General features: G+C 44.0%; 33 protein-coding genes and 1 tRNA gene. 19 read left to right on the top strand and 15 right to left on the bottom strand.

Annotated elements, in window-relative coordinates; genetic code table 11:
- Positions 1 to 26: 26 nt before the first annotated feature.
- From HWQ38_RS38565 to HWQ38_RS38545, 5 genes are read left to right on the top strand one after another with little or no spacing between them, the layout of a single operon-like run.
- Entirely contained in the window at positions 27 to 452 is a 426-nt protein-coding gene (locus HWQ38_RS38565) for a hypothetical protein (protein ID WP_292805273.1), read from the top strand.
- Positions 449 to 700: a hypothetical protein gene (locus tag HWQ38_RS38560; RefSeq protein WP_292805270.1), complete on the top strand. Its 252-nt coding sequence runs from the start codon at positions 449 to 451 to the stop codon at positions 698 to 700. Before HWQ38_RS38565 ends, HWQ38_RS38560 begins: the two co-directional genes overlap by 4 nt.
- A complete protein-coding gene (locus tag HWQ38_RS38555) occupies positions 697 to 1971 on the top strand; it encodes a hypothetical protein (protein ID WP_292805268.1) in 1275 nt (424 codons plus the stop codon). Before HWQ38_RS38560 ends, HWQ38_RS38555 begins: the two co-directional genes overlap by 4 nt.
- A gap of 2 nt (positions 1972 to 1973) precedes the next feature.
- Entirely contained in the window at positions 1974 to 2357 is a 384-nt protein-coding gene (locus tag HWQ38_RS38550; protein WP_292805265.1) for a hypothetical protein, read from the top strand.
- A 2-nt stretch (positions 2358 to 2359) separates the two neighbouring features.
- Entirely contained in the window at positions 2360 to 3979 is a 1620-nt protein-coding gene (locus tag HWQ38_RS38545) for a hypothetical protein (protein WP_292805262.1), read from the top strand.
- 41 nt (positions 3980 to 4020) lie between these two features.
- Here HWQ38_RS38545 and HWQ38_RS38540 read toward each other — a convergent pair whose 3' ends face one another.
- From HWQ38_RS38540 to HWQ38_RS38500, 9 genes are all read right to left on the bottom strand, one after another.
- A complete protein-coding gene (locus tag HWQ38_RS38540) occupies positions 4021 to 5766 on the bottom strand; it encodes a DNA cytosine methyltransferase (protein ID WP_292805260.1) in 1746 nt (581 codons plus the stop codon).
- The gene (locus HWQ38_RS38535; RefSeq protein ID WP_292805257.1) at positions 5763 to 6767 is read right to left on the bottom strand and encodes a hypothetical protein; all 1005 of its coding nucleotides are present in this window, start codon (positions 6765 to 6767) and stop codon (positions 5763 to 5765) included. Before HWQ38_RS38535 ends, HWQ38_RS38540 begins: the two co-directional genes overlap by 4 nt.
- Positions 6740 to 7291 carry a hypothetical protein gene (locus tag HWQ38_RS38530; protein WP_292805229.1) on the bottom strand — a complete coding sequence of 184 codons (552 nt, stop codon included), beginning with the start codon at positions 7289 to 7291 and terminating at the stop codon, positions 6740 to 6742. The genes HWQ38_RS38535 and HWQ38_RS38530 overlap by 28 nt, the downstream gene beginning before the upstream one ends.
- Complete coding sequence (locus tag HWQ38_RS38525) at positions 7288 to 7671, bottom strand: hypothetical protein (protein ID WP_292805226.1); 384 nt, start codon at positions 7669 to 7671, stop codon at positions 7288 to 7290. The genes HWQ38_RS38530 and HWQ38_RS38525 overlap by 4 nt, the downstream gene beginning before the upstream one ends.
- A gap of 65 nt (positions 7672 to 7736) precedes the next feature.
- On the bottom strand, positions 7737 to 9266 hold the full coding sequence (locus tag HWQ38_RS38520) for a hypothetical protein (RefSeq protein WP_292805223.1): 1530 nt from the start codon (positions 9264 to 9266) through the stop codon (positions 7737 to 7739).
- A gap of 1 nt (position 9267) precedes the next feature.
- Complete coding sequence (locus tag HWQ38_RS38515; protein ID WP_292805220.1) at positions 9268 to 10155, bottom strand: alpha-ketoglutarate-dependent dioxygenase AlkB; 888 nt, start codon at positions 10153 to 10155, stop codon at positions 9268 to 9270.
- Positions 10156 to 10303: 148 nt separating this feature from the next.
- Complete coding sequence (locus tag HWQ38_RS38510; RefSeq protein WP_292805217.1) at positions 10304 to 11518, bottom strand: hypothetical protein; 1215 nt, start codon at positions 11516 to 11518, stop codon at positions 10304 to 10306.
- A gap of 52 nt (positions 11519 to 11570) precedes the next feature.
- Complete coding sequence (locus HWQ38_RS38505) at positions 11571 to 11954, bottom strand: hypothetical protein (RefSeq protein ID WP_292805214.1); 384 nt, start codon at positions 11952 to 11954, stop codon at positions 11571 to 11573.
- A gap of 2 nt (positions 11955 to 11956) precedes the next feature.
- Positions 11957 to 12187: a hypothetical protein gene (locus tag HWQ38_RS38500; protein WP_292805211.1), complete on the bottom strand. Its 231-nt coding sequence runs from the start codon at positions 12185 to 12187 to the stop codon at positions 11957 to 11959.
- Positions 12188 to 12296: 109 nt separating this feature from the next.
- Between HWQ38_RS38500 and HWQ38_RS38495 the strand changes: the two genes are divergently transcribed.
- Positions 12297 to 12659, top strand: a complete 363-nt coding sequence (locus tag HWQ38_RS38495) for a helix-turn-helix transcriptional regulator (protein WP_292805208.1) — start codon at positions 12297 to 12299, stop codon at positions 12657 to 12659.
- 68 nt (positions 12660 to 12727) lie between these two features.
- Here the strand turns inward: HWQ38_RS38495 and HWQ38_RS38490 are convergent, their stop codons facing one another.
- Positions 12728 to 13264: an HNH endonuclease gene (locus HWQ38_RS38490; protein ID WP_292805205.1), complete on the bottom strand. Its 537-nt coding sequence runs from the start codon at positions 13262 to 13264 to the stop codon at positions 12728 to 12730.
- Positions 13265 to 13470: 206 nt separating this feature from the next.
- On the opposite strand from HWQ38_RS38490, the gene HWQ38_RS38485 reads away from it, so the two are divergent.
- From HWQ38_RS38485 to HWQ38_RS38475, 3 genes are all read left to right on the top strand, one after another.
- On the top strand, positions 13471 to 13917 hold the full coding sequence (locus HWQ38_RS38485; protein WP_292805202.1) for a hypothetical protein: 447 nt from the start codon (positions 13471 to 13473) through the stop codon (positions 13915 to 13917).
- Positions 13918 to 14101: 184 nt separating this feature from the next.
- Entirely contained in the window at positions 14102 to 14365 is a 264-nt protein-coding gene (locus HWQ38_RS38480; protein ID WP_292805199.1) for a hypothetical protein, read from the top strand.
- A gap of 21 nt (positions 14366 to 14386) precedes the next feature.
- Positions 14387 to 14878, top strand: a complete 492-nt coding sequence (locus HWQ38_RS38475; protein WP_292805196.1) for a DUF2335 domain-containing protein — start codon at positions 14387 to 14389, stop codon at positions 14876 to 14878.
- Between the two features lie 182 nt (positions 14879 to 15060).
- Here the strand turns inward: HWQ38_RS38475 and HWQ38_RS38470 are convergent, their stop codons facing one another.
- The 3 genes from HWQ38_RS38470 to HWQ38_RS38460 all read right to left on the bottom strand — a co-directional run bounded on the left by HWQ38_RS38470 (position 15061) and on the right by HWQ38_RS38460 (position 16291).
- Positions 15061 to 15294, bottom strand: a complete 234-nt coding sequence (locus tag HWQ38_RS38470) for a hypothetical protein (protein ID WP_292805192.1) — start codon at positions 15292 to 15294, stop codon at positions 15061 to 15063.
- 125 nt (positions 15295 to 15419) lie between these two features.
- On the bottom strand, positions 15420 to 15830 hold the full coding sequence (locus HWQ38_RS38465; RefSeq protein ID WP_292805189.1) for a GIY-YIG nuclease family protein: 411 nt from the start codon (positions 15828 to 15830) through the stop codon (positions 15420 to 15422).
- Positions 15831 to 16030: 200 nt separating this feature from the next.
- Positions 16031 to 16291, bottom strand: coding sequence for a plasmid partition protein ParG (locus HWQ38_RS38460; protein ID WP_292805186.1), 261 nt, complete (start codon positions 16289 to 16291; stop codon positions 16031 to 16033).
- A 210-nt stretch (positions 16292 to 16501) separates the two neighbouring features.
- On the opposite strand from HWQ38_RS38460, the gene HWQ38_RS38455 reads away from it, so the two are divergent.
- From HWQ38_RS38455 to HWQ38_RS38430, 6 genes are all read left to right on the top strand, one after another.
- Positions 16502 to 17452 carry a hypothetical protein gene (locus tag HWQ38_RS38455; RefSeq protein WP_292805183.1) on the top strand — a complete coding sequence of 317 codons (951 nt, stop codon included), beginning with the start codon at positions 16502 to 16504 and terminating at the stop codon, positions 17450 to 17452.
- 141 nt (positions 17453 to 17593) lie between these two features.
- Positions 17594 to 18034 (top strand): Rad52/Rad22 family DNA repair protein, encoded by a 441-nt coding sequence (locus HWQ38_RS38450; protein ID WP_292805180.1) that lies wholly within the window; start codon positions 17594 to 17596, stop codon positions 18032 to 18034.
- Positions 18027 to 18422, top strand: coding sequence for a hypothetical protein (locus tag HWQ38_RS38445; RefSeq protein ID WP_292805178.1), 396 nt, complete (start codon positions 18027 to 18029; stop codon positions 18420 to 18422). The genes HWQ38_RS38450 and HWQ38_RS38445 overlap by 8 nt, the downstream gene beginning before the upstream one ends.
- Positions 18419 to 19279: a hypothetical protein gene (locus HWQ38_RS38440; protein WP_292805175.1), complete on the top strand. Its 861-nt coding sequence runs from the start codon at positions 18419 to 18421 to the stop codon at positions 19277 to 19279. The genes HWQ38_RS38445 and HWQ38_RS38440 overlap by 4 nt, the downstream gene beginning before the upstream one ends.
- Positions 19280 to 19350: 71 nt before the next feature.
- Complete coding sequence (locus HWQ38_RS38435; RefSeq protein WP_292805172.1) at positions 19351 to 20091, top strand: J domain-containing protein; 741 nt, start codon at positions 19351 to 19353, stop codon at positions 20089 to 20091.
- Between the two features lie 37 nt (positions 20092 to 20128).
- Positions 20129 to 20446, top strand: coding sequence for a hypothetical protein (locus HWQ38_RS38430; protein ID WP_292805169.1), 318 nt, complete (start codon positions 20129 to 20131; stop codon positions 20444 to 20446).
- A gap of 13 nt (positions 20447 to 20459) precedes the next feature.
- Here HWQ38_RS38430 and HWQ38_RS38425 read toward each other — a convergent pair whose 3' ends face one another.
- Complete coding sequence (locus tag HWQ38_RS38425) at positions 20460 to 21536, bottom strand: integrase (protein ID WP_292805166.1); 1077 nt, start codon at positions 21534 to 21536, stop codon at positions 20460 to 20462.
- A 186-nt stretch (positions 21537 to 21722) separates the two neighbouring features.
- Positions 21723 to 21795 (bottom strand) — tRNA-Val (locus tag HWQ38_RS38420).
- Positions 21796 to 21921: 126 nt separating this feature from the next.
- Between HWQ38_RS38420 and HWQ38_RS38415 the strand changes: the two genes are divergently transcribed.
- The 4 genes from HWQ38_RS38415 to HWQ38_RS38400 all read left to right on the top strand — a co-directional run bounded on the left by HWQ38_RS38415 (position 21922) and on the right by HWQ38_RS38400 (position 25171).
- Positions 21922 to 22506 (top strand): metal-binding protein, encoded by a 585-nt coding sequence (locus HWQ38_RS38415; RefSeq protein ID WP_292805163.1) that lies wholly within the window; start codon positions 21922 to 21924, stop codon positions 22504 to 22506.
- Positions 22507 to 22548: 42 nt separating this feature from the next.
- Complete coding sequence (mazG, locus tag HWQ38_RS38410; protein WP_292805160.1) at positions 22549 to 23364, top strand: nucleoside triphosphate pyrophosphohydrolase; 816 nt, start codon at positions 22549 to 22551, stop codon at positions 23362 to 23364.
- Positions 23348 to 23530: a hypothetical protein gene (locus HWQ38_RS38405; RefSeq protein WP_292805157.1), complete on the top strand. Its 183-nt coding sequence runs from the start codon at positions 23348 to 23350 to the stop codon at positions 23528 to 23530. Before mazG ends, HWQ38_RS38405 begins: the two co-directional genes overlap by 17 nt.
- 333 nt (positions 23531 to 23863) lie before the next feature.
- Positions 23864 to 25171 (top strand): glutamate-5-semialdehyde dehydrogenase, encoded by a 1308-nt coding sequence (locus tag HWQ38_RS38400; protein ID WP_292805154.1) that lies wholly within the window; start codon positions 23864 to 23866, stop codon positions 25169 to 25171.
- Positions 25172 to 25209 lie beyond the last annotated feature (38 nt).

Raw genomic sequence — 25209 nt, 5'->3', positions numbered from 1 at the left:
GTAAATTATTCATTCCTCGAAAATATATGGCTCGTTCAACGATCGCTAATCGTCGCGCTATCCTTTTGGATGCCAGTCTGATTTTACGTGATTTCACAACTGCTCTGGCTATCAGTGCAACAACCGCAGAAACAGCAATCAACACTGTTAACCCCGCCGAACTTTGCTATTACAAAGCCGTTACAGATGTTGCCGCTTATACCGGATACGTATACGGGACTTCATTTTGGCTAATCACCATTGAAGTATCCGCCGATAATTTGACTTTCATTCCCGTAGGCACGGTTAGCCCCATTGGACTTGCCAATCGCTTCCAAGTTCCTCTAAGTGGCGAATGGGTAGAGAAGAATTTGCCGGGTGTAGTTTATAGCAGCATTATTTACACCCGCGCTAAAGCTACAAAAATCGGCACTCCTGGAAACTTGAACTATGGAGCCTTCCTTGCATCATGAGCGTTCCAGTAACTCTTTATAGTCCAGATGGGAAACGCGATCGCCAGATTGCGGCGATCGATGCACCTGGGTGGATTGGCAAGGGATGGCTAAAAGAACCGCCCATAATTCTGCCTCCAGTGGTGCCAACTTTGGCATCAACTCCTGTCCCTGTGCCAGAGCCTCAAGAACTAATCGTCATCGATAGCGCAGCGTTAGCGACGCTAGGAGCGTCGGAAACCCAGGTCATCAAACGTAGCAAGTCATGACATATCAAGAAACGCCCTATCAAAAGTTTACTCCTGTTGACTCCGAAGGGAACCTTGTAGGTTCTGTTGGTGGTAGCAGTGGTGGTAGCGATGCCAGTGCTGCTAATCAAGCAACACAAATTACACGAGAGACTCAGATACTTAACGCGATCGCTACTCTCGCCTTACAGTTTCCTTCTGCTCCCATAGGCGATCGCTTAAAAGTTGATGTCCCTCTGCTAAGTGATCCTCCGACAAACACTACGCTAACGCAAATACTTGCTGCCATAAAGGCACAAATTAATCTTGCAGCAACCATTTGGATAAACGATTCAGGGCTTTACTATATTCGGAGAGAGCTAGTCGCCGAAGGCACAGGGGCGATAACGTATGCTTACACTGATCCGAATGGTAATGCCGCTAATCCCACAGGAGTTTTGCGCCCCCTCGCAACTTCAGATAGAAATGTCATAACTGCCTTCTATGATGTTTTGTCGCCAGGTACGGGGTATTCCGTTGGCGATTTGCTCGCCAGAGTTGGAGTTGTAGATGTTAATGGGACTCCACCCTCTCTTTCTGTAGTTTGGATGAACCTTTCGCTTGGGACAATTTTGGCAACTGCCCCAGTTGGCGCAAGCGTTGAACCATCCAACGAAAATGTCGGCGCTCGACAAATTGGCAATTGGTCTGTTGCTTTGTCAGATGTGGACGCCGCTAAGTTGTTGAATTTGAGTAATGCGATCGGTACTCCGATTACTGCTGCTGTAATGCCCTTTGGAGGTTCTGGGGTGCTTGGGTGGCTGTCGGGAATGTGGCTTCTTGTAAGCCGAATCCCTGCACAAGGAGTAGCGCTTGCGGCGGCTGCTATGCCTGTCACTTTAGCCACCGACGGGGTATTTGCTGTTTTCGCACAATCTATTCTGGCTAAATTAACTTTAGTGGGGGATGCTTTAAAAATAGATGGTAGTGCTGTAACTCAACCTGTATCAGCCACAAGTTTACCACTACCAAATAATGCAGTCTCTTCTACAGATTTTCAAGGTTTAGTTAATGTTTTGAATTCAATTCTCAGAACCATTGCTAGACCTTTGTGGGTTAATCCTAACAATAGTAATGTGAACTGTAATATTGCTAATGGTACTTTGTCAGGTGTGACAATAGTAAGTAGTGTTGGTACAGTTAATAATATTACATCTTTAAATTCTCTCAATAATCAACCAATTCAAAATACTCTCATGTATAGCTGCGATCGCACTACATGGGTGCTTAATGTTAGAAGGCAAATCACTTAACTATGATTCATTTATTTGTTTATTATGGCGCTAATAATGGGGAGCAACCTAATACAATTGCAAACTATTATGGGATTGATTGGACGGTATCAGCCCAAGGACATTTGAGAACGGTTGCGGATTCTACAGTAGCTTTAAATTTGTTGCTTACCTATCAAGCAGTTCAAGTTGAAACTCCTGATAATCAAACTGAGCAAGATGAATTAGATGCTCTTATTGTCGAGTTAAACAAACAAAAAAGAATTAAATATTTACAAGATTGTATTCTTGGCTATCAAAACTATTTAATTTCCTTACCTGAAGATACTGATCCAAATTTTATTCAAGAATTGAATGATTGTATGCTTGCTGCTCAAACTGAGCTAGCTGCATTATTAGGAGAATAATTATGCCGACTACTTTTAACTTTAAGCCAATTATTGATCTTCCAGAATGGCGACCTCTTGCTGTTGCACCGAATGCTAGTTCTAGTGGTAATCCTTTAATCTGTGACCTTAGAAATACAAAGGATAGACATCCAGAAATATTTCAGTTAATTTCTAATACAATTTTTAATTCTTATCAAGTAGAAAATGATGGTTGGTCGTTTGTTGGCAGTCCTGGTCTTACTGGTGCTGTAGGTGCAGGATCAGCAGGAATTTTTGTTCCTAGTCAAGGCGCTAGAGGTTCGATTGCTTCTGGTGCTACTACAACTAAAATCACACCTTCTAGTGCCCTTCTTGTAACCTTGGGATTGAATCAATTAGCTGCTAGAAGTGATAGACGGGGATATAGAATCAAAATTGTAGATAATGGTTCGGGAGGAACTGGAAAAACTGAAGAGAAGCTAATTAGGGCAAATACTAGTAGTTCTACGCCATTAATTACTTTAGACAGCGCATTATCTTTTACTCCTGTTGCTGGCTCTACTTTTGAAATTCTTTCTGGCAGAGCTTATTGCTTGGGTAGTAGTGTAACTCCGGGTTTTAAATATTACGACCCGGCATTAAATCTTTTCTCTGGCTCTCTTTCAGTTACAAACCTACCTGCTGCTATTACTATTGATTCTAGCCTTGTCGCTTTAGATGAGCTTTATGTTCCTTATACGAATGTTCCTGGCGAAGGATTTGTAGTTGGCACTTCTACTTATAATAATGGACTTTATCGATGCTTGTTAGCGACTGCAATTTCTAGCACTACTATCACCGGACAATCTGCGAGTGGTGATGCTAATGTACTTGCAAATGAATACAGAAACTTTCAAATAAGGATAGTAGAAGATACAGTAAATATTGGTTCAGTTGGACAAAGGCGGAGAATTACAAGTCATACTGCTGGGGCATCAGCAGTCTATACAATCCCAACTTGGTCGGTTACTCCTTCTGCTAATGCCAAATTTGTTATTGAAAGCAATAACGATATCTTGCTTTGGACAAGTGGGAATAATTCTACTTATTCTTATACAGCTAGTTCTGTTTCTGGAGGTCAAACTGCTGATAGTTGGTCAACTGCTACTTGGGCAAATAGACCCACAGCAATCAATACAGGTTGTTCTAGTTTTCAAGCATTTGGAATGCTTCTTGATGCTGATAAAAATTTAAGATATAGCCAAATTTATAGCTTTAAGGGTGGGAATGTTTTAACATTAGATATTCTTGACATTGCTGGGTCTGCAACTGGTTCATGGAGTTCATCAGTTCCTTATTCAAACAGTGGAATTACTTTTGGTTCAGGAACTTGCTTAGTTTATGACCCAGTTGGAATTGCTCCTGCTACTGGGGATATTGATACCAGGGGATGCAATGCTTATATAAATTTAAATGGCACATCAAACTTTTATAAGTTTGATGCTTTTACTAGAAGTTTAATTCAGTATCCTCAGCTTCGGTATACTCAAGGTACTCCTCAAGCAGGACAACGAATGGCAATGACGACATTTATAGATAATGTTGACAATACAAAAGTTAGTTTGATAATTACCCAGCGTGCTAGTGGGGCTGAGATGTTTCAGATATTAACTCAGAGGTGATTCCCGTTGCAATTCTTAAGCGGATTCTACAGTTAGAAAAGTTAACCACGCTGCAATAGCTTCAGAGTCTCATTTCGTGCCTGAGAGCGATCCCATCCTAAAGCAATAAATTGCCGACAGATAATCAGATCCTCCAGCAGTTGATTAATGCGATCTTGTTCAGAAGCGATCGCACCTTTAGCCTTCTTAATCGCTTCCTTGATATCCTTAGTTTGTGGTAGCACATCTAGATTCTGAATATGCCAATTGTGCTGGATGATGCGCTCCTGGCACATTTGTATTTGGATCTCAGTTGGCGGTGGTTGTTGCAGCGATTTAAATAATCGCGCTGCAAATTTTGGTGGCACTGAATAACCAATAATCGAGCCAGCAGTGGCGGTATCTGGGGGGAATTCATACCAATCAGGAAAACCTTGTAACCGCGCTGCTGCTTCAAGGGACAGTGATTTGACTGTTCCACCGGGTTCACCCTGAGCGGTGTCGTTCGCGCTTGCGTCTCCAAAGGAGAAGGGTAGCCAAATATCGGCGAACTTATTGCGGTTATTGCCTTTGCCATCGGTGAAGTGCGATCGCAGTATCGTACTGCAAGGGAGATGGGCGGGTTTGACTCTGTACTCTCTCTTTCTTGCTCCTATTCTCTGAATTAACAATGGTGTAGGTTCGTTTGTTGAAAGAAATTCTTCAAGTGCTTTCTTTTGCCCTGAAACCAATTCTGAATCTGTCATTTTGGGAATAAGGCCAGATACCATTTCATACCATCCCACTGGTTGAATTGGCTCCGGCAATGGTGGCAACCAGCCTTTAGCAGCGCGGACAATGAACCGCTCTCTGGCTTGGCAGTCCAGTAAAGTCATGATTTGTCCTTGCCAGAGATAGCCCTCTTCTTCTAATGCCTGGGCGATGACTTTGAAGCTTTGAGAGTCACGGTAACGCTTCACGTTTTCCAGCGTGAAGAATTTAGGCTTCAGGTAACGGATAATTTCGGCAACCGCGGTCGCCATATCAATGTCATCTTGTGTCTCGATAACCCCATCCTTGGCAACACTAAAATTGCTACACATCGGGGAAGCGTGGAGAAAATCGATAGTATGTGGTACGAATGGAAACCTTAACTTTGATATTTCCTGAACAGTTTTTCGCTCGACTTGGCAACCGTATTCGCCAAAATTGCGTTCGTGAGTGTCAGTGATCGCACCACTCAATTTAGGCTTTTTCGGGTCAAATTCCACCGCAATAAGTGGACGTATCCCAGCTTCCACCATGCCAGCCTCGACACCGCCGCCGCCAGCGAATAAGGTAACTGCGATCGGTGCACCTGGTGATAGAACTGGTTTAAATGACTTTTCAATTTCTAAATATTCATAACTCCACTGACAGCCACCTACATGACTCTCTGGCTGACAATCCCAACGAACTATAGCCCATTTCTTACAAAGCTCAAGAACAATTCCTTTTCGCTCTAACCTTCCTTTCAACCTATCACCAAAAGTATCTCGAACGCGATCACCTACTTTAAATTTACAATCAGATTCCAGAAACTTTTCAACAGGATTGGTTTCAACAACCGTGCAAACCATCAGTAGATTTGTGGGGATAAAAAACTCCTTCCCTTCCCACACACCCACTGCCATATCCTGACAAGAGTTTTTAAACTGCCAAGACCAAGGACAATCTTTCTCGCTAATCCAGTCGCCAGGGGAGAGAATTTTAATGTCTTCTGCGGTGGCTGGGCGTTTGGTGCAACTGGTGAATAATTTTCCAAGGTTGGGTGGGGCTAATTCAATCATTTATCCCACTCCTGGGCGATGGACTTTAAATCCTCTAAACTTTTCCCATTTCTGAATTTCACCGGAAGTCTTACGGGTTTGGTCTTGTGGCTCCATTTTGGCTTACGTCCTTGTCCGTTTCCCGCTCCAGATGTGCGAGGTATTTTGCGGACATAGCTGCCTTCAATTCGCTCCTGTACCCCAACTTGATATTTGTGAGCAAGCGTCATTTGATTCTGCACAAAATCATCCCCCGGTGACTTAAACCTCAGTGGGTAAGACCACGCCATAGAATCACAGCTATAGAGAAGCGATTGCACTACTGGCGACTCCAGAGCAGTTTGTTTTAATCCAAACCCATGTAGTCGCAAGTCGGGGCGTTTATTTTTGATGCTGGCTAAAATATCTTCAATTTGGTTCAGATCGGAGTTGCGCTTGCAAACACTACCAACACCTACCCACATATTTGGGAGTAAGCGATCGCCATACTGGTCAATGTGGCTCAGGTATTCCGAGATTTTATATCCCTGGATCACAGGCATAATCGGCACTTGGGGTACTAGGGGAAGCAATGCATCGTATCTTTCAATGGTCAATTGCTGGTGTTGTGTCACCGTCAGTCCGGTTCGTTCAAGAATGAACGGCTCACACATCCAGTCTTGGGATACAGCAATCAGCAAATTACCGCATTGACTCCAACGCCTGATCTGCATAGCGTACTCCCCAACAGATGAACGATATTGACCATATCTTGATATTTCAGTAAAAGCGCCTGAATCTAAAATCCAGTCTTTGGCTACAAAATCACTCTTCCTCTTTTGCAGCTGATTCACGCTGATCATCACCCCAGCACAAGGGAAGTCGGGATTAACGATAGTAGCAGCCTGGCTTGGACTGCTCCCGATAAAGAATAGGATACCGGGAGGCGATTCTGTACATAAACGATTGGCGATCGCCGGATGATTTTGTACAAAATCTTCATACGCTGGCTCAATCATTTCTTTGGCTCCCACATTGGGCATTGCTGTCCCACTCGCTCAAACATCTGTTCAACTTCCACCAAATACTCGCTCTCCACTCCGATAATTTCCAAAACCTGTTCGCGGACACCATCTTCAAAATGGCAGCACTCACCAGAGTAGGAATACAAACCGCTATCAACTACTGGGTGAAATTCTCCCATAAGACAATTGAGGCAAGATTTTACCTTGGCTGCTATCTCCTCATTGGTCTGTTTATTGTCAACCAGCCAAAGTTCGACCGACAATGCACAACCACCTTCGTCATCTCGCTGAATATGAGCAACGTGCTTCACGTCAAAACCCATGAGTTTTGTTTGCCAAAAAAGTGCGCGATGCAATGAAGTGCTAGGATCGGTTTCTATAATTAACAGAGGCTTTTTAGATCCTTTGATGTGGCACTGAATGTGATGATGATAATCTGGGATCTGCCTATAGGCAAAGCCTTCGCAAATCATGATTTTGGCAGGGGCGATCAGGTTAACTTGGGAGCTTATGAGTTCAAGTTGACGAGAAGAAAAATTCATACGGTTTCCTCCGTGTCACACCTGAGAGGACTTTGGCTCACAACTTTTAACCAAGTACAACTGCAAAAATAAGTTTCTCGATCAAGCTCATCACGACAGAGAATATCGGAATTAATCAATTCATCGTAAAGACCGCCAAAACAGTGGCAAGCATTAAGTTCTTTTGACAAGCGATCGCTCACTCTTGAGCAACTTAAACACATCCCATAAGTAGACCAATCGCCATCCCAACAGCCTCTAATGTGCCTGTATTTTTCACCTGCTTTTATAGGGTGATTGCACTCACAGCAAGGAAAAGACAATTCTGCCACTACCTCGTTCTCGTCGTACAATTCTTCTCCCTCTTCGTCGTCATAGTCGGGGCGATCGCAGTCACACATTTATTGCGCCTCCTCCAACCGTACAGCTAGGTTGCTTGGTATAGTTTATGCCTTCAATATCCATGTTAAAACTCCGGTTCTACAGCTTGTCCGTCAACGATGATGTAGCCAGCCTTTAATGCTTGTCTTTCTGCGTCTGCCATAACTGTTGGCAATCCAGTTGCCAACAAATCATTCCAATGGGATAGCCTGGTTTTATCTTCCTTATCTTGATCGCTAACTCTTGGCATCGACTTGCTACTCGCCAGATTTTTAATCTGTTCTGCAATAGGTTTTGGACTATCAACCGATTCAACGGCAGTAGACAAAGATTGTGATTTTTTATTTTGCTGGTCTAATTTTTCATAGTAAGCACGGGCTTCTAGGTCAATAGAATGTTTGTACATCTGGGCATTTTCTGCGCCCTCTGGGGTTGCTGTAGCTGCAATTTCATATTCGTCGGTTGCAGACTTGACTTTATCCCAAATGTCGTCGGGGACGGTTGCGACTGATTCAAGCACTGGGGTTATAGGTGCTGGTTGTGCAGATGCCATGATTTTCGGGTCTATGCTCTCGGTTGACTCTGGCGTAATTCCGGTAAATGCCCGTTGGTGTTTTATAAACTTTTGTTTTTCAATGTCGCTTATTTCAATGCCATTATTCATCCTGGCCGCAGCTGTCGCAGCATGACAGATCATGTGCTTGTGATATTCAGCCCATCGGCTTGCACAGCTTTCAGCAGTGTTTCTTAGTGAAGCTACAAAATCAGCTTCAGCTTGGAATTTATCTTGCTTATGAAACTTTTCCATGCACCTGCTAGTATGCCAATCAACAAAGCTTTGATTGAATCTTATAAATTCTGCTCTAGTTGGAGGTTCTAACCAGGGTGTATCTTCTCCACCATAGACAAGCGCTGGATGTGCAGTTTCAGCCCAGCGATCGTATTTTTGTTGGTCACGAGTTTTCCCTGTAAAAAATTTATCAGTTTTGGCGATTGCCACCGCCGCCGGAACAATTGCCTGCATGAAAGGCTTGCTTGTTAGTTGCGTAGTTTTTGGCTGACTTAACAACGTAGCAAAAGGTTGAGTTGTTGCTTCTTGCCCTATTTCAAATCCAAAATTTCTCTCTCCCTCTTTTTCCCCTTGGGGGGTAAGGGGGGAGGTAGTCTCTGAAGTATTTTCTGTATATATAGATTGAATGTTGTTTGTCGCAGGCTTGCTTACAGGATTTTGCAAACTGGATATATCAAGATTGTCGTTTTCAACAATCTGACAACCATCAGGGTTTGAGCCTTTAGTGAGAATAAGCTCATAAAGCCTTTCTCTATTAATCCTATAAAACAATTGGCTAGGCAGTCCCTCCTTTTTTTCCTCAAGAATTTTAAGCTTGAGTAATCTTTTTCTTGCAGTTGTTTGCTCGTTACGAGTAAGCGCAGTTTCCTGACACCACTCTTTTTGAGTTTTGTAGAACCAATTGTCTTCAAGCGTGGTACGGAAAGACCAATAATAAGCTTGGCTAAGAAATAAACCTTCTGTTGCACCGCCGCCTATAGTTGCAAAGATGCGATGAAATGCAATTGGTTTAGCCAGAAGGCTATCAAGTAAAGTTGTATGCATTTCACTTACCTTTGTAGCGAGCTATAGATTCTTCGATATCAAAAAGGTCTTGTCCTAAGAGAAGTTCTGCTGCTGTATTACAAACAGCCCAAGCCTTATCTTCTAACTCTTGTGGATTCCTACACGTTCCAATACTTGCAGGTAAAGTTTGAAACGAGAAATTAACAATCTTTTCAAGTAAAGATAAGTTAGTGATTCCTAAATAAAGAAGTCTTAGCGGCTGATAAAGCTCACTAGAATATCTACCTTCAGTAAATAATCCCTCAACAGATAAGCCTGAATTTTCAATCGTTAATTTAAAAGACTGCCTTAAGTACTGATTACAAGTTGGGCGATACCCAGTAAACTCAATTTCAAGCGCATCAAATAAACTTAGAGATAGGGTATCGTCTCTTTCTTTGCTGACTTCAAACCACTCACCAAATTTTCTATGCGGAACTAAATAGCTTCTGCTATGAAAATATTTTTCATCCCGATCGCATCCCAAACTAATAGAGGCGATCGCCGGTCTATACCCCATCGATGGCTCATCATCAGAATGCCAACCGATAGAGTCTTGGCCATTGCGATAGCGGTTGCCGATGACAATATCAAAGAAATGACCACAAAAAGCTGTAATGCGATCGCGTAAATTCAACAACTCCGGTGTCCAAGGCAGTGCATCAAGGGTGACGCTGTTGGAGTACAGATAACTAGCTCCAGGTACACCATACATACACTCCAATCGTGGGACTTGAAGTGGTTTGCCCAGCATTCGTATCTCATTTTGCTGCCATGCTAAGGCTTTGCAATGAGTTAGTAGAGCATCGGCTTTGGTGCTATGCAAAAAGCCAGGATGATATTCAATCGGCAGCGTGGTAGGGATATCAAATAAAGTTAATTGCTGCATTCCTCCTCCTCGTCATAGGCATAGTCGGGTTTATCACCCATGAATTCTTCATAAGCAATGTTTACCATCACGCTGCGGCTCTTGTGTGTTCATTCAAAGCTTGATAAGCAGCTTCTCTTTGCCCTTGGTTCCAATTGGCAGACGCTTTTCAGATTGCCTGATTTACCTCCTCTGGAGACAGGCGCATGAGTGCGATCGCTACCTCAGTCACCAAAGCAACGCCAGTGGTATTGAAATTGGTAATTAAGGCTGGAAGTTGCTCCAATGGTGGCGCTCCTTCATTCCGAGGAGCTTCTGTAAATAGTTGTTCACTTGCACCAAACCCTGCTTCTTTTTGGATCTCTCTTAACTCTTGCTTGACAGATGTGGGTGCTGTTGTCATCGCGTCTTGAACTGGTTTGAGGTGCGACAAAAAAATAGTTTTCTGCTCACTTTCCTTGTCACCTTCAATCAGGCACATAGCCGCATTTCCGGTGATCACCCGCACCTGAGCAAATTTGCCCTTATAGTCACCACCGATTATTTCTACTTTCTCCATCAATTTTGGAAGCCAGAGTTTATATGAAGAGGCAAGCTTTTGAGTATAGGTAGTACCTTGGCGAGTAACCTGTCTTGTTTCTGGTTCTATCTGTGTACCGTTCACAGATGGAGGTAGTTCACCACGAATTTTGCCCACGAAACTATTGCTCACACCGCACTGTTTAGCGATCGCGCGATCGCTCCATTTCTGCCATTCCTCATCACTGAGCAAGTTGCTAACAGCCCGGCGTTTATCCTCGTTGGTTCGCCGCAACCCGTGGTTGCCGTTGGCACCGACCGAGAAAAGCACCGCCTCTCTGCGAGTTCCCTGGCGGATATCGGCTTCAATTTCCAGAATCAGAACGGCAGTTGCGCTGATGCAACGATGAAAGCCGTCTGCCAGCCAATAACTTTGTCCATCATAAAAAACGACTACTGGGGGGAACTTTACGCCCTCACGCCAGAGTTGTGCATACTCTTCAATTATTTGTTGGTTTATACCCGCCCTGGACTGTGTACCACCGTCTAGCTTGATAGAAGCTATCTGTATCAATGAATGCTCTATTTTTACTTTTTGAACTGATACTAGAATCAGAGGTTGTCCTGTTTTCTTAGCGGCTTCTAGGGCATTTATCCCGCTAATTAATATATCCTCTGGGGTAACAATAATATCGGGTAAGTTACCCTTATTGTTTAAAATCTGAACTATTTTTTCTACTTCTTCTGCATCAACATAAGTGCCGAATGGTACTTGAATATTTGCAGGATTGATAGCAGATAAATCCTTACGGGTGTTCGATTGCACCGAAACATCTGGGTTTCGTGAAAGTAAAGTTTGTGTCATAATGTAACCATAATGTAAACATTTTTCTTGGGCGTAATCATCCACGATTACGCTATTTTTTTCCTTGCCGTTTTTCAGGTGGCAAGGATAATCGATCCCCACATTTTTTAATGTGAAACTGATATCTTGCAGTTCGAGAGGTAGGACTCCGCACATCACGTACTTCAATCCCAAATCTCAAAAACCCAGAGCGTACCATCTCACGCAATTGCTCGGAGTTGCCTAAGTCCAATCTGTCCCAAGCATCCTCTGTGTCGTACCACTGCCTTTGGTGTTGGGCATCGGCATTGACTCCTAGCATTTGGGCTAGTTTTTTTTTGACGAGCCTTTCCACGATCGCCTCAAGTTGGCTTTCGGGGATGAGTCGATCTCTTGAAAACTCCACATCGCCGGAGACAGGCGATGGGTCAATTTTGTATGGTGGACTTCGTTCCATAGTTACGCCACCAATACCTTGGAGCGTGAAACCAGACCACTACTGGCTTCCGCTTCATACTGTTCTTTCCGGTATTTTATTAGCCAGTCTCTCAACGCAAGATTGACTATTGCTGACTCAGGGACTGCCAGTGCTTTTGCTATGGTTACTACCTCCGATGCTGTAGCAATAGAGGTTGTATAGGATTTTTTAACTGGTTTTTCGCTTCCCTGTACTAGTTTTGCTCTTGCCACTTTAGTTGTAATAATTTCATTGTGTGGTTGCTATAAATCATACTATAAGAATCTGTAAACTGCGCTGGGACTTTTAACATCGGCTAAATGCTGAATTATGATTATGTGGATGGAAATTCTTCAGGCATTAATGGATAAGGAGCAATACGGAGAGCGTTTCATAGAAATTGTTACTAGAGCGAAAGGTGATCTCTCTCAAACTAAGTTTGCTCGCGAACTAGGCATTAGTTCGTCTACTGTTCAAAAGTGGCTAGCCGGAAATGGCTTCCCATCTTCAGAGAACATGGATAAAATTGCCAAAAAGGCCGGGCTAAGTGGTATTGATGCACTGCGTAATTATCTTAAGGGGGAAGAAGTTAAGAGCGATTCTGGCGATCAACCTATTTCGCCAGAGGAAATTTTTTTATTAGCCAAGAGACTGACTAAGGAGCAACGCAAGAGATTAATTAACCTCATGCTTGAGGACTTATAAGCTATACGATTTTTCGTCCCAAGCGTGGACAATGGTTGTTATGTCCATGCTTGGGACAAGTGTAAAAATCAGTTCTTTGCCTCTGTTCGCAATTCAGTTACCGCATCTTCTAAATGTTTCGCTACTGAACTCGGAATCGACCTTTGATTAAAGGCCCATTTGGAAAGCGCGTCTAGCAAGTCTTCCAGCAAAAAACCTTCTTGATTCAGTAGATTCAGAAAATCTTTGATGAAGGGAACGAGTGCTTCGCCACGAGCAATCCGCAAGACCCAGCGAATTGTTTTTTGTTCTTCGGCATCAATCATGTTTACTCCTGTTAATTGCTCGATTGCTGGCATCGCATTACCCGGCGCTTGGTTGCATCTAGCGCAAGCTGCTCTGAGATTTTTCAGTTTGTTGCTACCGCCCTTGGATAGTGGAACGAGGTGGTCGATGGTCATGGTTTCTACTGTTAGGTCGCAGCTACACCAAAAACATTTCATCCCGCATCGCTCAACCAAGAGCATTTTTCTATACCGCATCTGCCTGGGACGAAAGCGTTTTGTGCGCGTGAAAGTTTGTTCTGTGCAAGGTGCAGAGAAGTTTGCTATGGTTAAGCCACTCATAAATTTTCTCGGTTTGTGAATTTAAATCAACCCATGAGCTAGTGCCTGGTAAGCGATCGCTCCTGGGTTTTATTTTTGGGTAGTGAACGCCTTGTTACTGCCGTAAGCACCGCGTAATCTTCAGTCACTTTTCAGTAACTTTGTCATGACACCATTTTAAGTAAAAGAGTTAAGACTGAGATGATATTTTTAACTCAGTGTTCAACATGAATCACCTCAAGCGATTAATTGGTGTCTTGTCCATCACAGCAATCTCAGTTTTAATTACTAACGGACTTGTCTGTGCCCAAGATGCTGAAAAATACTTCAACGTTGGCTCTGATAGCAATGGCGATCGGTTTTTGTTGGATACCACCACTATGGGTGAGTTGGACACCATCACTATGGGTAAGAAAAAACACAAACTTGGAGAGGTTCTTAAGATTTACCAATTTAAAGATGACTTGAAGTTTGAGTATATGCTTCATGCTTCGTGCGGTGATGAAAGATTGTGGATGGTTGGGTCTAGAGTTTTCGACAGAAACACTGGTAGGAAGATAAGCGAGGGGAAGGAAGATAAGGAAATTCCGGTTACAGGAGATTCTCTTGGCAACATAGTAATGAAGTATTACTGCCAAGCTATCAAGGCTCGTGGGTGGGTACAGCAACAATAGTGCTGTTGCCTCTGCCTGCTGAGTGGGGCGATCGCTGCTGCGATCGCGCAGAGCGGACGCAGCAGTTAAAGCAATAAAAGATTTGATTAAGCTGGCGCTCGTTTTGCAGTTTGTACTTTTGATTGATGTATATTGAGCTTGGGGGGTCTACTCTCAAAGACGTGAGCAATCTGATGGGGTAGTTATGGATATATTGTCAAGTTATTTATACGCACGACCGTCTTTCATTGAAGGTGTTGCCAGAATAGTTGACTTTGGTAATACATTGCAGGTTTATAATACGTCATTAAGCCCTGGGCAGGCAGACTATTTAGCACTGCTGTCTGACTGGGTAGTTGTAGGAAATGATTTGCAAAATGCAATGGCAGAGTTTAAAGAAGTAGAGTCTCAAATCAACGATACGCTTATTGCCCAAGCGCGTAAGGCTTTAGCGGAGGCTCAGGTTTAGACAAAGGATTGAGGTGGTGTGATGGATAATGAAGACACAAATGAGACTCCTGGTGAAAAGTTGGATAAAGAACCAGCAAATCAAGTTGACAAAGAAAAAAGGATAATAGTTCAGGCAGCAATTTCAAGGTCTTCTGGGCCTATTCCTCCACCCGAAATCCTCAAAGCATACGACATAGTTAAGCCAGGTCTTGCTGGTGAAATATTCGAGATGGCCAAAAAGCAATCACAGCATCGCATAGAAATGGAAAAGACTATGATTGTTGGTGATAGCAAGCGTTCATGGGCTGGCTTGATTTTTGGTTTTATAATTACTCTCGTTTCGATTGGGACTGGCGCGTTTTTAATCCAACAAGGTCATGACGTTGCTGGAGGTGTTTTTGCTGGGACTCCTATCGTTTCGATAGTAACTGCTTTCATCTATGGCACTAATAAGCGATCGCAAGAGCGAACAGAAAAACAAAAAGCTTTGTTAGAGGTGGGTATGGATGATGAAGACGATGAAGACGACTAGTGTGATTCATTCTTTCTTTGCCTAAAATTTAGTGTTTTTCAGCAGCCCTCAGACTCCATGTCTGAGGGGTAACTTGTTTGTTCAAACATCTTAAAATACCTTTTCAGGAATACCTTGTCTCCCTATCCTCCTCTGCCTGCACCGCCCGATTTATGGCGACACTAAAGCAGCACATTCAGTTTTCAAGGTTCTGTGGTGAATCTGAAGGTTGGGGGAAGATAGTAGCTGCCGCGATCCCTTAGAGCAGTTGTCATCTGATAAAGGACAGTGCTTACCATCTTTTCTCCCTCGTGCTTCAGCCATGCGAACAGCCAAGTATCGTCAGTAAATGCTGTTCGCGGTTGGTGCGATCGCTGGCTGCTGATCCCAACTGGCGATCGCTGTTCTGTTGGCAGTAGACAACAAATAAAGGTCATGTCTTTACTGTGTCTGCTGGGTAAGTGCGATCACATTTGGTGATGACAAGTGCGATCGCTTTCGTGGGGATGACTCCCCAAACGCGGATGCTCTGCAAGAGAGTATCCGCGTAAAGAGCGTTATCTCATCTAGGTATAGGGAGAGAGCTTGGTCTGCTATTCTTTGCCTTGTAGTCCCTAACCTCAGCCCATTGTCGCATTGCTTTTTTGGAGGCTTCTAGCTTGATTTCATGCTTGTGTCTCCATCTCAGAACCCCTCCTTCATTAGATACGTGGCTGGCATTTAATGATGGATTAAGTTTTGATGCCCATTTCAACTCTTTTTCTACTAATTTTTCCTTTGAGCATTCTTCTAGAACCTGAAGCCCAAAACATTGCTCTCCGTGCTTATTATAGGAAGCCTGCAAATAACGATTGTGGCTGCTGTTTCTCAGCAATGTCAGATGTTCACCCCATCTAACTTTTATCTGACAGGAAGCCCCAACATAGCGCTCACCTGTGACAGTATTTTCGATGCAATAAATGCCAGAACTCATGCAACCTCCCTTCTGAGTTCAAATTTTGAGAGCGATCGCCTCTACTAAGGAGCGATCGCTTGTAATGATTCTAATCAATAATTTATCATTACACAATCATGTTTTTGAAAAAAATTAACCCGCCGAGTTACTGGCGGGTTTTTCTTTTAGCAGTTCTTGCATTTTTTGTTGTATTCGCCTGAGAGAAACATTCTCTTCTCTCAGGCGGCGGATTCCCCCTGAAGCTCTCCCTCCCTGTTTTGCAGTGATTGCTCCAGGTTTACTAGCCTCTGCCGTAGTTCAATGACATCACCTTTCAGTTCGACGACATCAACTTTCTCAGACCCATCAATGTAATCATCAATCCACTCGTTGACGATATCGGTTATTTTTTTACCTTCTTTTTCCAGTTTTTCGGCAAACCTACTTTTCTTTTCTGGATCTATTTGTACTTGGACGAACGTCCTGTCTCGTTTTGTCATGCTGATATATCTCAGTTGTCTCGGCTCTTGTAACTTCAAACTAGCAATAACGAAGGGTCATGACAAGTGTAATGATTCTCGTATTGACAACGTAATGATTATAGCATTACACTAAATACAGACACCAAAAAGCGTCGCCCTCCGACCAAGAAGAAACGACGCTTTTGGAACCTTAGTACATGACGTATCACAACAAGGATTTAAACCATAGTGGCACATCCCATTTACACCAGACAACAGCTTGAAAAACTCAAGTTGACTGAGATAAAAGCGATCGCACTCCAATTAGCACTCACTCCAGAAGGCGATCGCCGAAACAAAGATATGTGGATCAACACCATAATCGAGCATCAATCAACACAGGTACAAAAGCTATCTGTGTATGGTACACAGATAGGCGCTCCAAGGCCGTTAGTGGAAATGGACGGAGATGATTGTATTGTTGATGGGGAAGTCGTTGCTACCATCACCAGCGATGAAGACCTAACCCAGCCTTGGGTAGTGAAAATTGGCGGTGTGGAAGTCCATCGCCGCAACACTTGGGCACTGGCTTACGACTATGTGAGACACCATAGCAAGCACCACACATTACCAATAGCCGCCCCTACGTATCCTGCCTTTGAACCGCAACCGATCGCATTGCCGAAAGTTGGCGAGAGTCATTTTGTGGGCGATTTCCTCTTGAGATGCATTGAGGTTGGCGGTGAATATGCCGCTGTGTGGGATGTTGTTGATCAGGGTGTCCCAATGGGTGAAATCTCAATGAATTGGGATTGCTTTTGGACGCACAATCTCAGCCTTGGATTGTTCGCCACGCCACAAGAGGCAGTCGTTGATTTATGTGAGTCCGCTTGGGCGTTGGAAGAGACGCCAAAACCAGAGCTAGAAGCGAAATGCGCCACGGGGATACTCCCCGGTGGTCACTTTCGCGTTTTTGCGACCAATGATCCGAATGTGTTCGCGGTCTATAGCCGGGACTCAGGAAAACGCTACCAAGTTTGTCTTGACTCTAATTCCTGCACTTGTCCTCACTGGATTTATCGCCATGAGCAAGAGGGATTTGAAGATAAACATATTTTGGCAGTGAATGCGGCGCGGCGGGAAAAGTTTTTCACCATTGCCAGACATGGAAGTTGCTCACGTAGGGGAAGGGGAAGGTAAGCTAACCCCAGCCCTAAAGGGCGGGGCTTTGTAGTAGCCCTGAGCTATCTATATTGAGAGAACAACATAAACATCTCGAACCTCCCTACCTGAGCGAGGCGATAGACGACACTGAAGATTTAGTCGAAATAAAAATGAGCGATGATTACACCAGAAATTAGAGACGAATTACGTCAAATCCAAGCTGAACTTAAAAAACCTTTTCCTGCCACGCTCCACGAACTTAGGGAGTTACCTGGAGGCGGTAAAAAGTGGGTATTTCTGAAGTGGCAAACAATACGCGAACGACTAGATGAGGTTGCCCCGGAGTGGATATCTGATTATTCAGAAATTCAATACTTGGGTAATGATGCTATTTGCCGGTGCGGCATTACGATATTGGGGGTGAGGAAAGAGGCTCTAGCCAGCGTCCCAATTTCTGTTCTTAGTAGCGGTGGGAAGGAAATGAGCCGAGGCAGTGCGGCTGACAGACTCGCGGCTGAGGCGATAAAAAATGCTGCTGAAGCGTGGGGCGTGGGGAGATATTTAGACGATCAGCCATTCACCATTCGCCATTCGCTACCTTTGGGAGCGGATGAGTGAATTGGATGATACGATGTCTGAACAAATTCGTCTATTGTCTGAGCAGTATAAGCTTCGTTTGAAGGAACGGATGAAGGATTCTGTTGAGCAACCTAAAACTAGGAAGTCTCCATCCGATATATTCAATTCATCAAATCCAGCGAGGCGTAATCTGCCATCAACACCGCAATTGCCCAATCAAAGCGAATTACTTTCCGTTGTGCCAGCAGCCCCTGATAGAAACCTGATCAATGCCGAAATTGAGTCGCTTCTGAAGCGGAAAAATATTTCGGTTGAGCAAGCACAAAATGCGTTATTTGAGTTGTTTAAGGTGCGATCGCGGCAACATTTAAACGATAAACAACTCGCAGAGTTTTTAGAATATTTGAAATCACCCGCTAAAGTATGAACACAAAAATCATCTACCACAATATCAAACCTGATTTTCCTTGCCCAGATGGTATTTCAGCCGCGTGGGTGGCAGCAAAAGTTTATTCAGATGCAGAACTTATTGGCTGGCAATATCAGTCTGAAGAATTACCAGCAGTTGAAAATTTTGATCGCCTAATAATTGTAGATTTCAGCTTTCCAAAGGAAGTTTTACAGCAATGGTCAGACATGGAATGCCCCATCGTGGTTATTGACCACCACAAAACTGCTCAGAAAATGCTAGAAGGATTCGCCGGTGGCATACTCAAATTTGATATGAGCAAATGTGGTGCAGTGCTGACTTGGGAGCTTTTCTTTCCCAATCAACCTATTCCCGTATTTTTGGAGTACGTGCAAGACCAGGATTTATGGCAGTGGAAACTACCCCACTCAGAGGCAGTGCGCGAGGCTTTTGCTGTTCTGTGGCGCTCGTTTGAACTGTTTGATCAATTGGAGCCAATGAATCAGCAGGAGTTTCTTGATTACATGGTTCCAATTGGGCAGCCGCGATTGGATGAAAAGAGGAAAAAAGTGGAGGCGATCGCACTGCGTCATGAATGGCAGATATTAGCTGGCTATTCTATCCCCGTGGTTGCCCTAGTATCTGGTGAGGAGCGATACAGGAGTGATGTTTGTGCTTGGCTTTATAAAGAGTATCCCGAAGCTCCGTTTTCTGCTTCCTATCGTATTGAGAATGGAGTTGAGCATTGGGATCTGCGATCTGATAAAGATGGTAACAATTTTGATGTAAGTGCGATCGCCACACAATTTAATGGCGGAGGACATCACAACGCCGCAGGTTTCTCTAGGAAAGTTGAAGAAGATTTTCCTTGGTAGCAAGCTTTGAAAAAGTATAGATTATTTGATAATAACAAGGGATTTTAGATCCCTCATTTTGTTGCACAGAGATGCTGATTACTGCCTACCCACTAACTTGGCCACCAACAAGCCAACGCACACCCAACAACAAACGCGCCTCAGCTAGTTACCGTACTGGGTTTGCTAAGGCGCGGGACGATCTATTGAATGAGTTACGGCTATCTGGTGCAGATAGTGTCATCATCTCGTCTGGTATTCCACTTCGTAAAGATGGACTGCCTTGCGCTAGTTTTAGGGAACCCCTTGACCCAGGCATAGTGGTTTATTTCCGTGGCAAAGGGCAGAGTTACGCCCTTTGTTGTGATGCTTGGGATAGAGTCAAAGACAATCTTCGTGCTATAGGTGAATACGTCTCAGCTTTGCGCGCGATCCTTAATTGTCGAGTGTCACCCCTACAGCCAATTCTCGCCAAGCACAAAATTGAAGATTACGTTTTACAGCGTCCAGATGTGCAGTCCGAATCTGCTAAAAAGCAACGTGCTTCTAGTTCGTCAAACTCAAATAAAAAGCGATCGCAGAAGCGACAAAAGCAGCAACGGCAAAAAACTTGGGAAGAGGCTAAAAAGACGAACAGCACAAGCTCAAGTACCTCTTCTGAGTGGCGGCAAGTTTTAGGTGTTACTCGTGACGCAGATTTTGCCACAGTTCGGGCTGCCTATCGTGGTGCTGCTAGAGTTTACCACCCAGACGGTGGTATTTACCCAAATTCAGAAAAAATGAAAGCGATTAACCTCGCATTTGAGCAAGCAAAACTGGAGTATGGCAAGTAATTTCCTGCTATTATCCCTATTAGGGAGTGAAACTATTATGTATAAACCAACAGCCGACAGATTAAAAGAAGGTGCATTAGCGATAGAGAAATTTCGTACCCTTGCAGATCCTGAGCAAGAGTGGCTAATGGAGCTTTTGAAGGTGGGTAAATCGGCTGTGTTGGCTCTAAAAATTCTAGATACTATTTCCACTAATCCCCTCACATTTGAGGAAATAGCACATATTTGCGAGTGTAATCCGCAGACGGTAAGCCAAATCCTTAATGCTCTAGAGCAAGGCGGAATGACAATTCAGATGGACGAAACTTCCGCTTATGCTCCAACCGGCAGACCTCGGAAGTTAGCAAGGCGCTAGTCTGGCTAATTTTTCAACTCGAGCGATTCTGTAAGCCCTCAAACACCTTTGCGTGTTCAACTTGAGAAATCCATTTATTGTAAGTATTCCAATGAACAGTGGGAGAGTGCCCCATCCAGGCTGCCATTGTCGCCACCGGAGCTTTGTAGCGCACACTGCCGCGAATCGCGTAAGCGTGGCGGAGGTCGTAAGGTAAAAACGAGACATCTTTACGATCAAATGTTCGACTGACTCGTTGTCCATAATCCCGATACATTTTCCCTGTGCAATTTGGCTTTTTGATTTCCCAAAGCTGCCACTCTGCTGACCACTCTGGATGTAATGGATAGCAGATTCGCTCCCCTGTTTTCCCTTCAATGACATGACAGACATGGGGTGACGTTGGGGAGATTTCACGGAAAAATATTTCATGATCGCGCAAACCGTAAGTTGCCATTACCCCGTATGCCCACAGCCAGTTCGGGGAATTATCGAAAAGCGATCGCACCCGAATTATTTCATCATCAGTTGGAATCTGACGCGGCTTGGTTTGGGCGTTGCCGTAGTTACCAATATAAGGCTTGAGGTCTACTTTTATCCCAGTAAGCTCGGCTAAAATTTGCAATTTTTCACAAGTCCGTTTACGAGAGCGACTATTGGCGGCGGTGCAAGTAGCGGCTGCTATTAATGAGGCGATCGCAACTTCTCCCTTCAAATTTTTAAAGGCCGCTTCGTAGTCGTTTTTCCACGTAAATTGCGTATTGGGCGTGTCGCCTTTCTGGGCGAAGTAGTCGTTACGTAGCTTGTCTATCCACGTCCCCCAATCCCCACTTGCCAATTCCTGCTCCAAAACAAGATATCGACTCCAATCAAATTCACCCCTAGCCAGCAGCCCACCGACAATTTTGGCTTCTGCCTCTGCCCGTTGCAGTCCTGCGGGATTAGCATAAATCCCCAAGGCAAGATACTGCTGATAGGGCTTGGTTTTATTACTTCCTGATTTGGGTGGCAGTGTAGCTCTTAAGGAAAGGCGATCGCCCCTTTGTTCCACCCTCACCCCAATTTTACCCGCCTTAAGTCTCTCGTTTACCGCCTCAATTGTCCATTTCATGCGCCCTCTTACAAAGTTGCTCCTCTTGGGGTTTCCCCAAGACCGCACTTTGCGCTAATTCTGAGCTAAAATTACCCCGTGATTGCGGGTAATTCTAGGTGATTTACGGTGATAATATTACCGTAAATCACGGCAGCAAAATTATATGTCCAACAAAAAAGCCGCCAAGTGGCGACTTTTCGGTAATGGGCAGTACCAGACTCGAACTGATGACGTCCTGCTTGTAAGGCAGGCGCTCTACCAACTGAGCTAACCGCCCAATCATTAACTAATATAGCAAAACATTTCAGATTGCGCTAGTAGTTTTAAGAAAATCTTTTTTCTCTTATACTGACTCAGTATTCAGCACGGGCTAAACGCCCCGCGATCGCTAACAGGATTTAGGATGCCCTCTGGTCGGACGCACGATCGCATTACTATGTATACTCTGCCCTTCGTGGCGGGCGTTACTTTCTGGCAAACTCACAGTAGCAATGTGACTTTGTTGGTTGCAGGCGGGTTTCTCTTTGGAGGGCTGATGTTTGGCCCGGATTTGGATATTTACTCTGTGCAATTTCAACGCTGGGGTTTCTTGCGCTGGATTTGGCTACCTTATCAAAAAAGTCTCCGCCATCGTTCTTTTTTATCCCACGGGCCGATTATTGGCACGATTTTGCGGGTAATTTATCTGGGGTGTTTGCTGGCTATTTTGGCAATTTTCGTTTTGACGATCGCCCAAAAGTTATGGAATCTCAGTTTTACTTGGCAGGATTTGGGGGGAACTGTCTGGCGATCGCTGGTGGATTATGATACTGAATATATCGCTCTGTTTTTGGGGTTGGAACTCGGTGCGATGAGTCATTCTCTGTGCGATTGGGGCGGTTCGGCATACAAGCGGTTTCAAAAACAGGGGGTTCGGGGGTTGCTTCCTAGTGGCAAAATTAAGAAGCGGAAGGTGAGGAGGAGTGGTCGGACTAAGACAAAGAATTAAACGCGAAGGAACGCTGAGGGAAGCGCGGAGGGACGCTGAGGTATGGAAAATCAAGATGAGAGTTTGGTGGCGTTGCAGGAGTTGATTGAGGTGGTGGCGAAGTTGCGATCGCCTGATGGTGGTTGTCCTTGGGATTTGGCGCAAACTGCCGAAACGCTGATGCCTTATGTGATTGAGGAAGCTTATGAGGTGGTGGACGCTATTAAGGGTGGGGATCAAGAAGCGATCGCTGAAGAGTTGGGAGATTTACTATTGCAGGTGGTATTGCAAGCCCAAATCGCTAGCGAATCTGGACAATTTTCTCTCACAGAAATAACTCAGGGGATTTCCCAAAAGTTGATTCGCCGTCATCCCCATGTGTTTGGTGATGTGTCGGTGGCAAGTGTGGATGAGGTGCGGCAAAATTGGGAACAAATTAAAGCTGCGGAAAAAGGTGAAGTATCTCCAGATGCACAAAAACTTAGTGCTAAACTCGCTCGTTATGGGCGTACTCTTCCCCCACTGACGGCGGCGATGAAGATTTCTCAAAAGGCGGCGGCGATCGGCTTTGAATGGGAAAATATTCAGGGCGTCTGGGATAAGTTTTATGAGGAGTTGGGGGAGCTTCAACAGGCTTTGGCTGAGGAAACACCAGAACGACAAGAAGCAGAATTAGGCGATTTACTATTTGCAGTTATTCAGCTAGCCCGTTGGCATCATCTTGACCCTAGCACCGCTTTGCAAGGCACAAATCAACGATTCGTGCAACGTTTAGAAAAAATGGAGGCAGCTGTTGACCGTCCCCTTTCTGATTACAGTCTGGATGAGTTAGAAACTCTCTGGCAACAAGCAAAAGCCCAACTTGCTAAAGAGCAATAATATAGCAAATGGGTTGGCGTTCGCGGAGCGTCTCCTAGAGAAGCCCGTCGTAGGCATCGCCGAAGTAACAAATGTTATCGCCGAAGCAACAAATGCCATCCCCGAAGTAACAAATGCGATCTATCAATACTCAATAGATGCAGCGATCGCCACTGTAATTTCGTAAAAGTTCAAATAATAGCAGTATAAATTATTTACTTAAGAAAAAGACTAGAGAAACATAAATTACTATGTCTCTCTAGTCTGGTTAACGCATAAATCATATTTAAGATTTGGCAATAATGTCTGTAATAATACTTACAATAATTTTATAACTGTGAATTGACTACCTTTAATTTGCCTGTGTTCAATAATCACAGAATAAATCTTTTGAACCCACTCTTGCTTCACCCGATCAGAGTAATTGTTGATTACCCAGATGGTTCACCCGATTGGAGGAAGACAATAACCAATGATCAACTCACATTGATAAGATGACGAAAAGGTAAAGATTTGTACTATGACTATTCTTGATATTGCTTCTCCCCTAATTACGATCGCCGGACAAACCCGCCAAGCTGCAAGTAAGCTAGCGCTTCTCTCCACTGAGGCCAAAAATCAAGCACTTGTTGCGATCGCCCAAGCTTTAGAATCAGCTAAAGATGAAATTTTACAAGCAAATGTTGCTGATTGTGAAGCTGCTACTGCCGAAGGAATTCCCAAACCACTTTATAAACGCTTGCAATTAGATGAACATAAATTAAGAGATGCGATCGCTGGAGTACGAGATGTTGGTAAGCTAGCTGATCCAGTCGGTAAAATACAGATTCACCGCGAACTTGATAGTGGCTTAATTCTCAAGCGGATCATTTGTCCTTTAGGCGTTTTAGGGATTATTTTTGAAGCCCGGCCAGAGGCGGCGATTCAAATTGTTTCCTTGGCGATAAAATCGGGAAATGGTGTAATTCTCAAATGTGGAAAGGAAGCTGTGCGTTCTTGTGAAGCGATCGTTAAGGCAGTAAAACAAGGATTATCTCATACTGCTGTTAACCCGGATGCGGTACAATTGCTGACAACTAGAGAAGAAACTCTAGAACTTTTAAAGTTAGATAAATATGTAGATTTAATTATTCCTAGAGGTTCTAATTCCTTTGTCCGCTTTGTGCAGGAAAATACGCGCATTCCAGTATTAGGTCACGCCGATGGGATTTGTCATCTTTATATAGATAAAGTCGCCGATATTTCTAAAGCAGTTCCGATTACTGTCGATGCCAAAGCGCAATATCCTGCTGTTTGTAATGCGATTGAAACTTTGTTAGTTCACTCGTCGATTGCCAGAGAATTTTTACCAAAAGTTGCTGAGGCTTTGCAGGAACGCCATGTGGAATTAAGGGGTGATAAACGCACCTTAGAAATTTTACCTAACATCAAAACGGCAACACAAACAGACTGGGAAACAGAATACAGCGATTTTATTTTGTCGATCAAGATTGTAGATTCTATAGAAGATGCGATCGCCCATATTAACGAATACAGTTCTCGTCATACCGATGCGATTATCTCTGAAGATTTAACATCTGTTGAAACTTTCTTTGGACTGGTAAATTCAGCCAATATATTCCACAATTGTTCCACCAGATTTGCTGATGGTTTCCGCTATGGTTTCGGTGCAGAAGTAGGGATTAGTACACAACAAATGCCTCCCCGTGGCCCCGTTGGTTTAGAAGGATTAGTCACATACAAATATCAAATGACCGGCGATGGTCATATTGTAGCTACTTACACCGGGGCAAATGCTAAATCCTTTACTCATCAGGATTTAGTGTAAAATATCATTAAAAGTATATGCTCTAGTAACGCTAGAAA

The sequence above is a fragment of the Nostoc sp. NMS7 genome, from assembly GCF_017115085.1.
In the GTDB taxonomy this organism is placed as follows: Bacteria; Cyanobacteriota; Cyanobacteriia; order Cyanobacteriales; family Nostocaceae; genus Nostoc.
The sequence above is the reverse complement of the archived record's forward strand: the minus strand, read 5'-3'. Positions and strand labels throughout refer to the sequence as shown.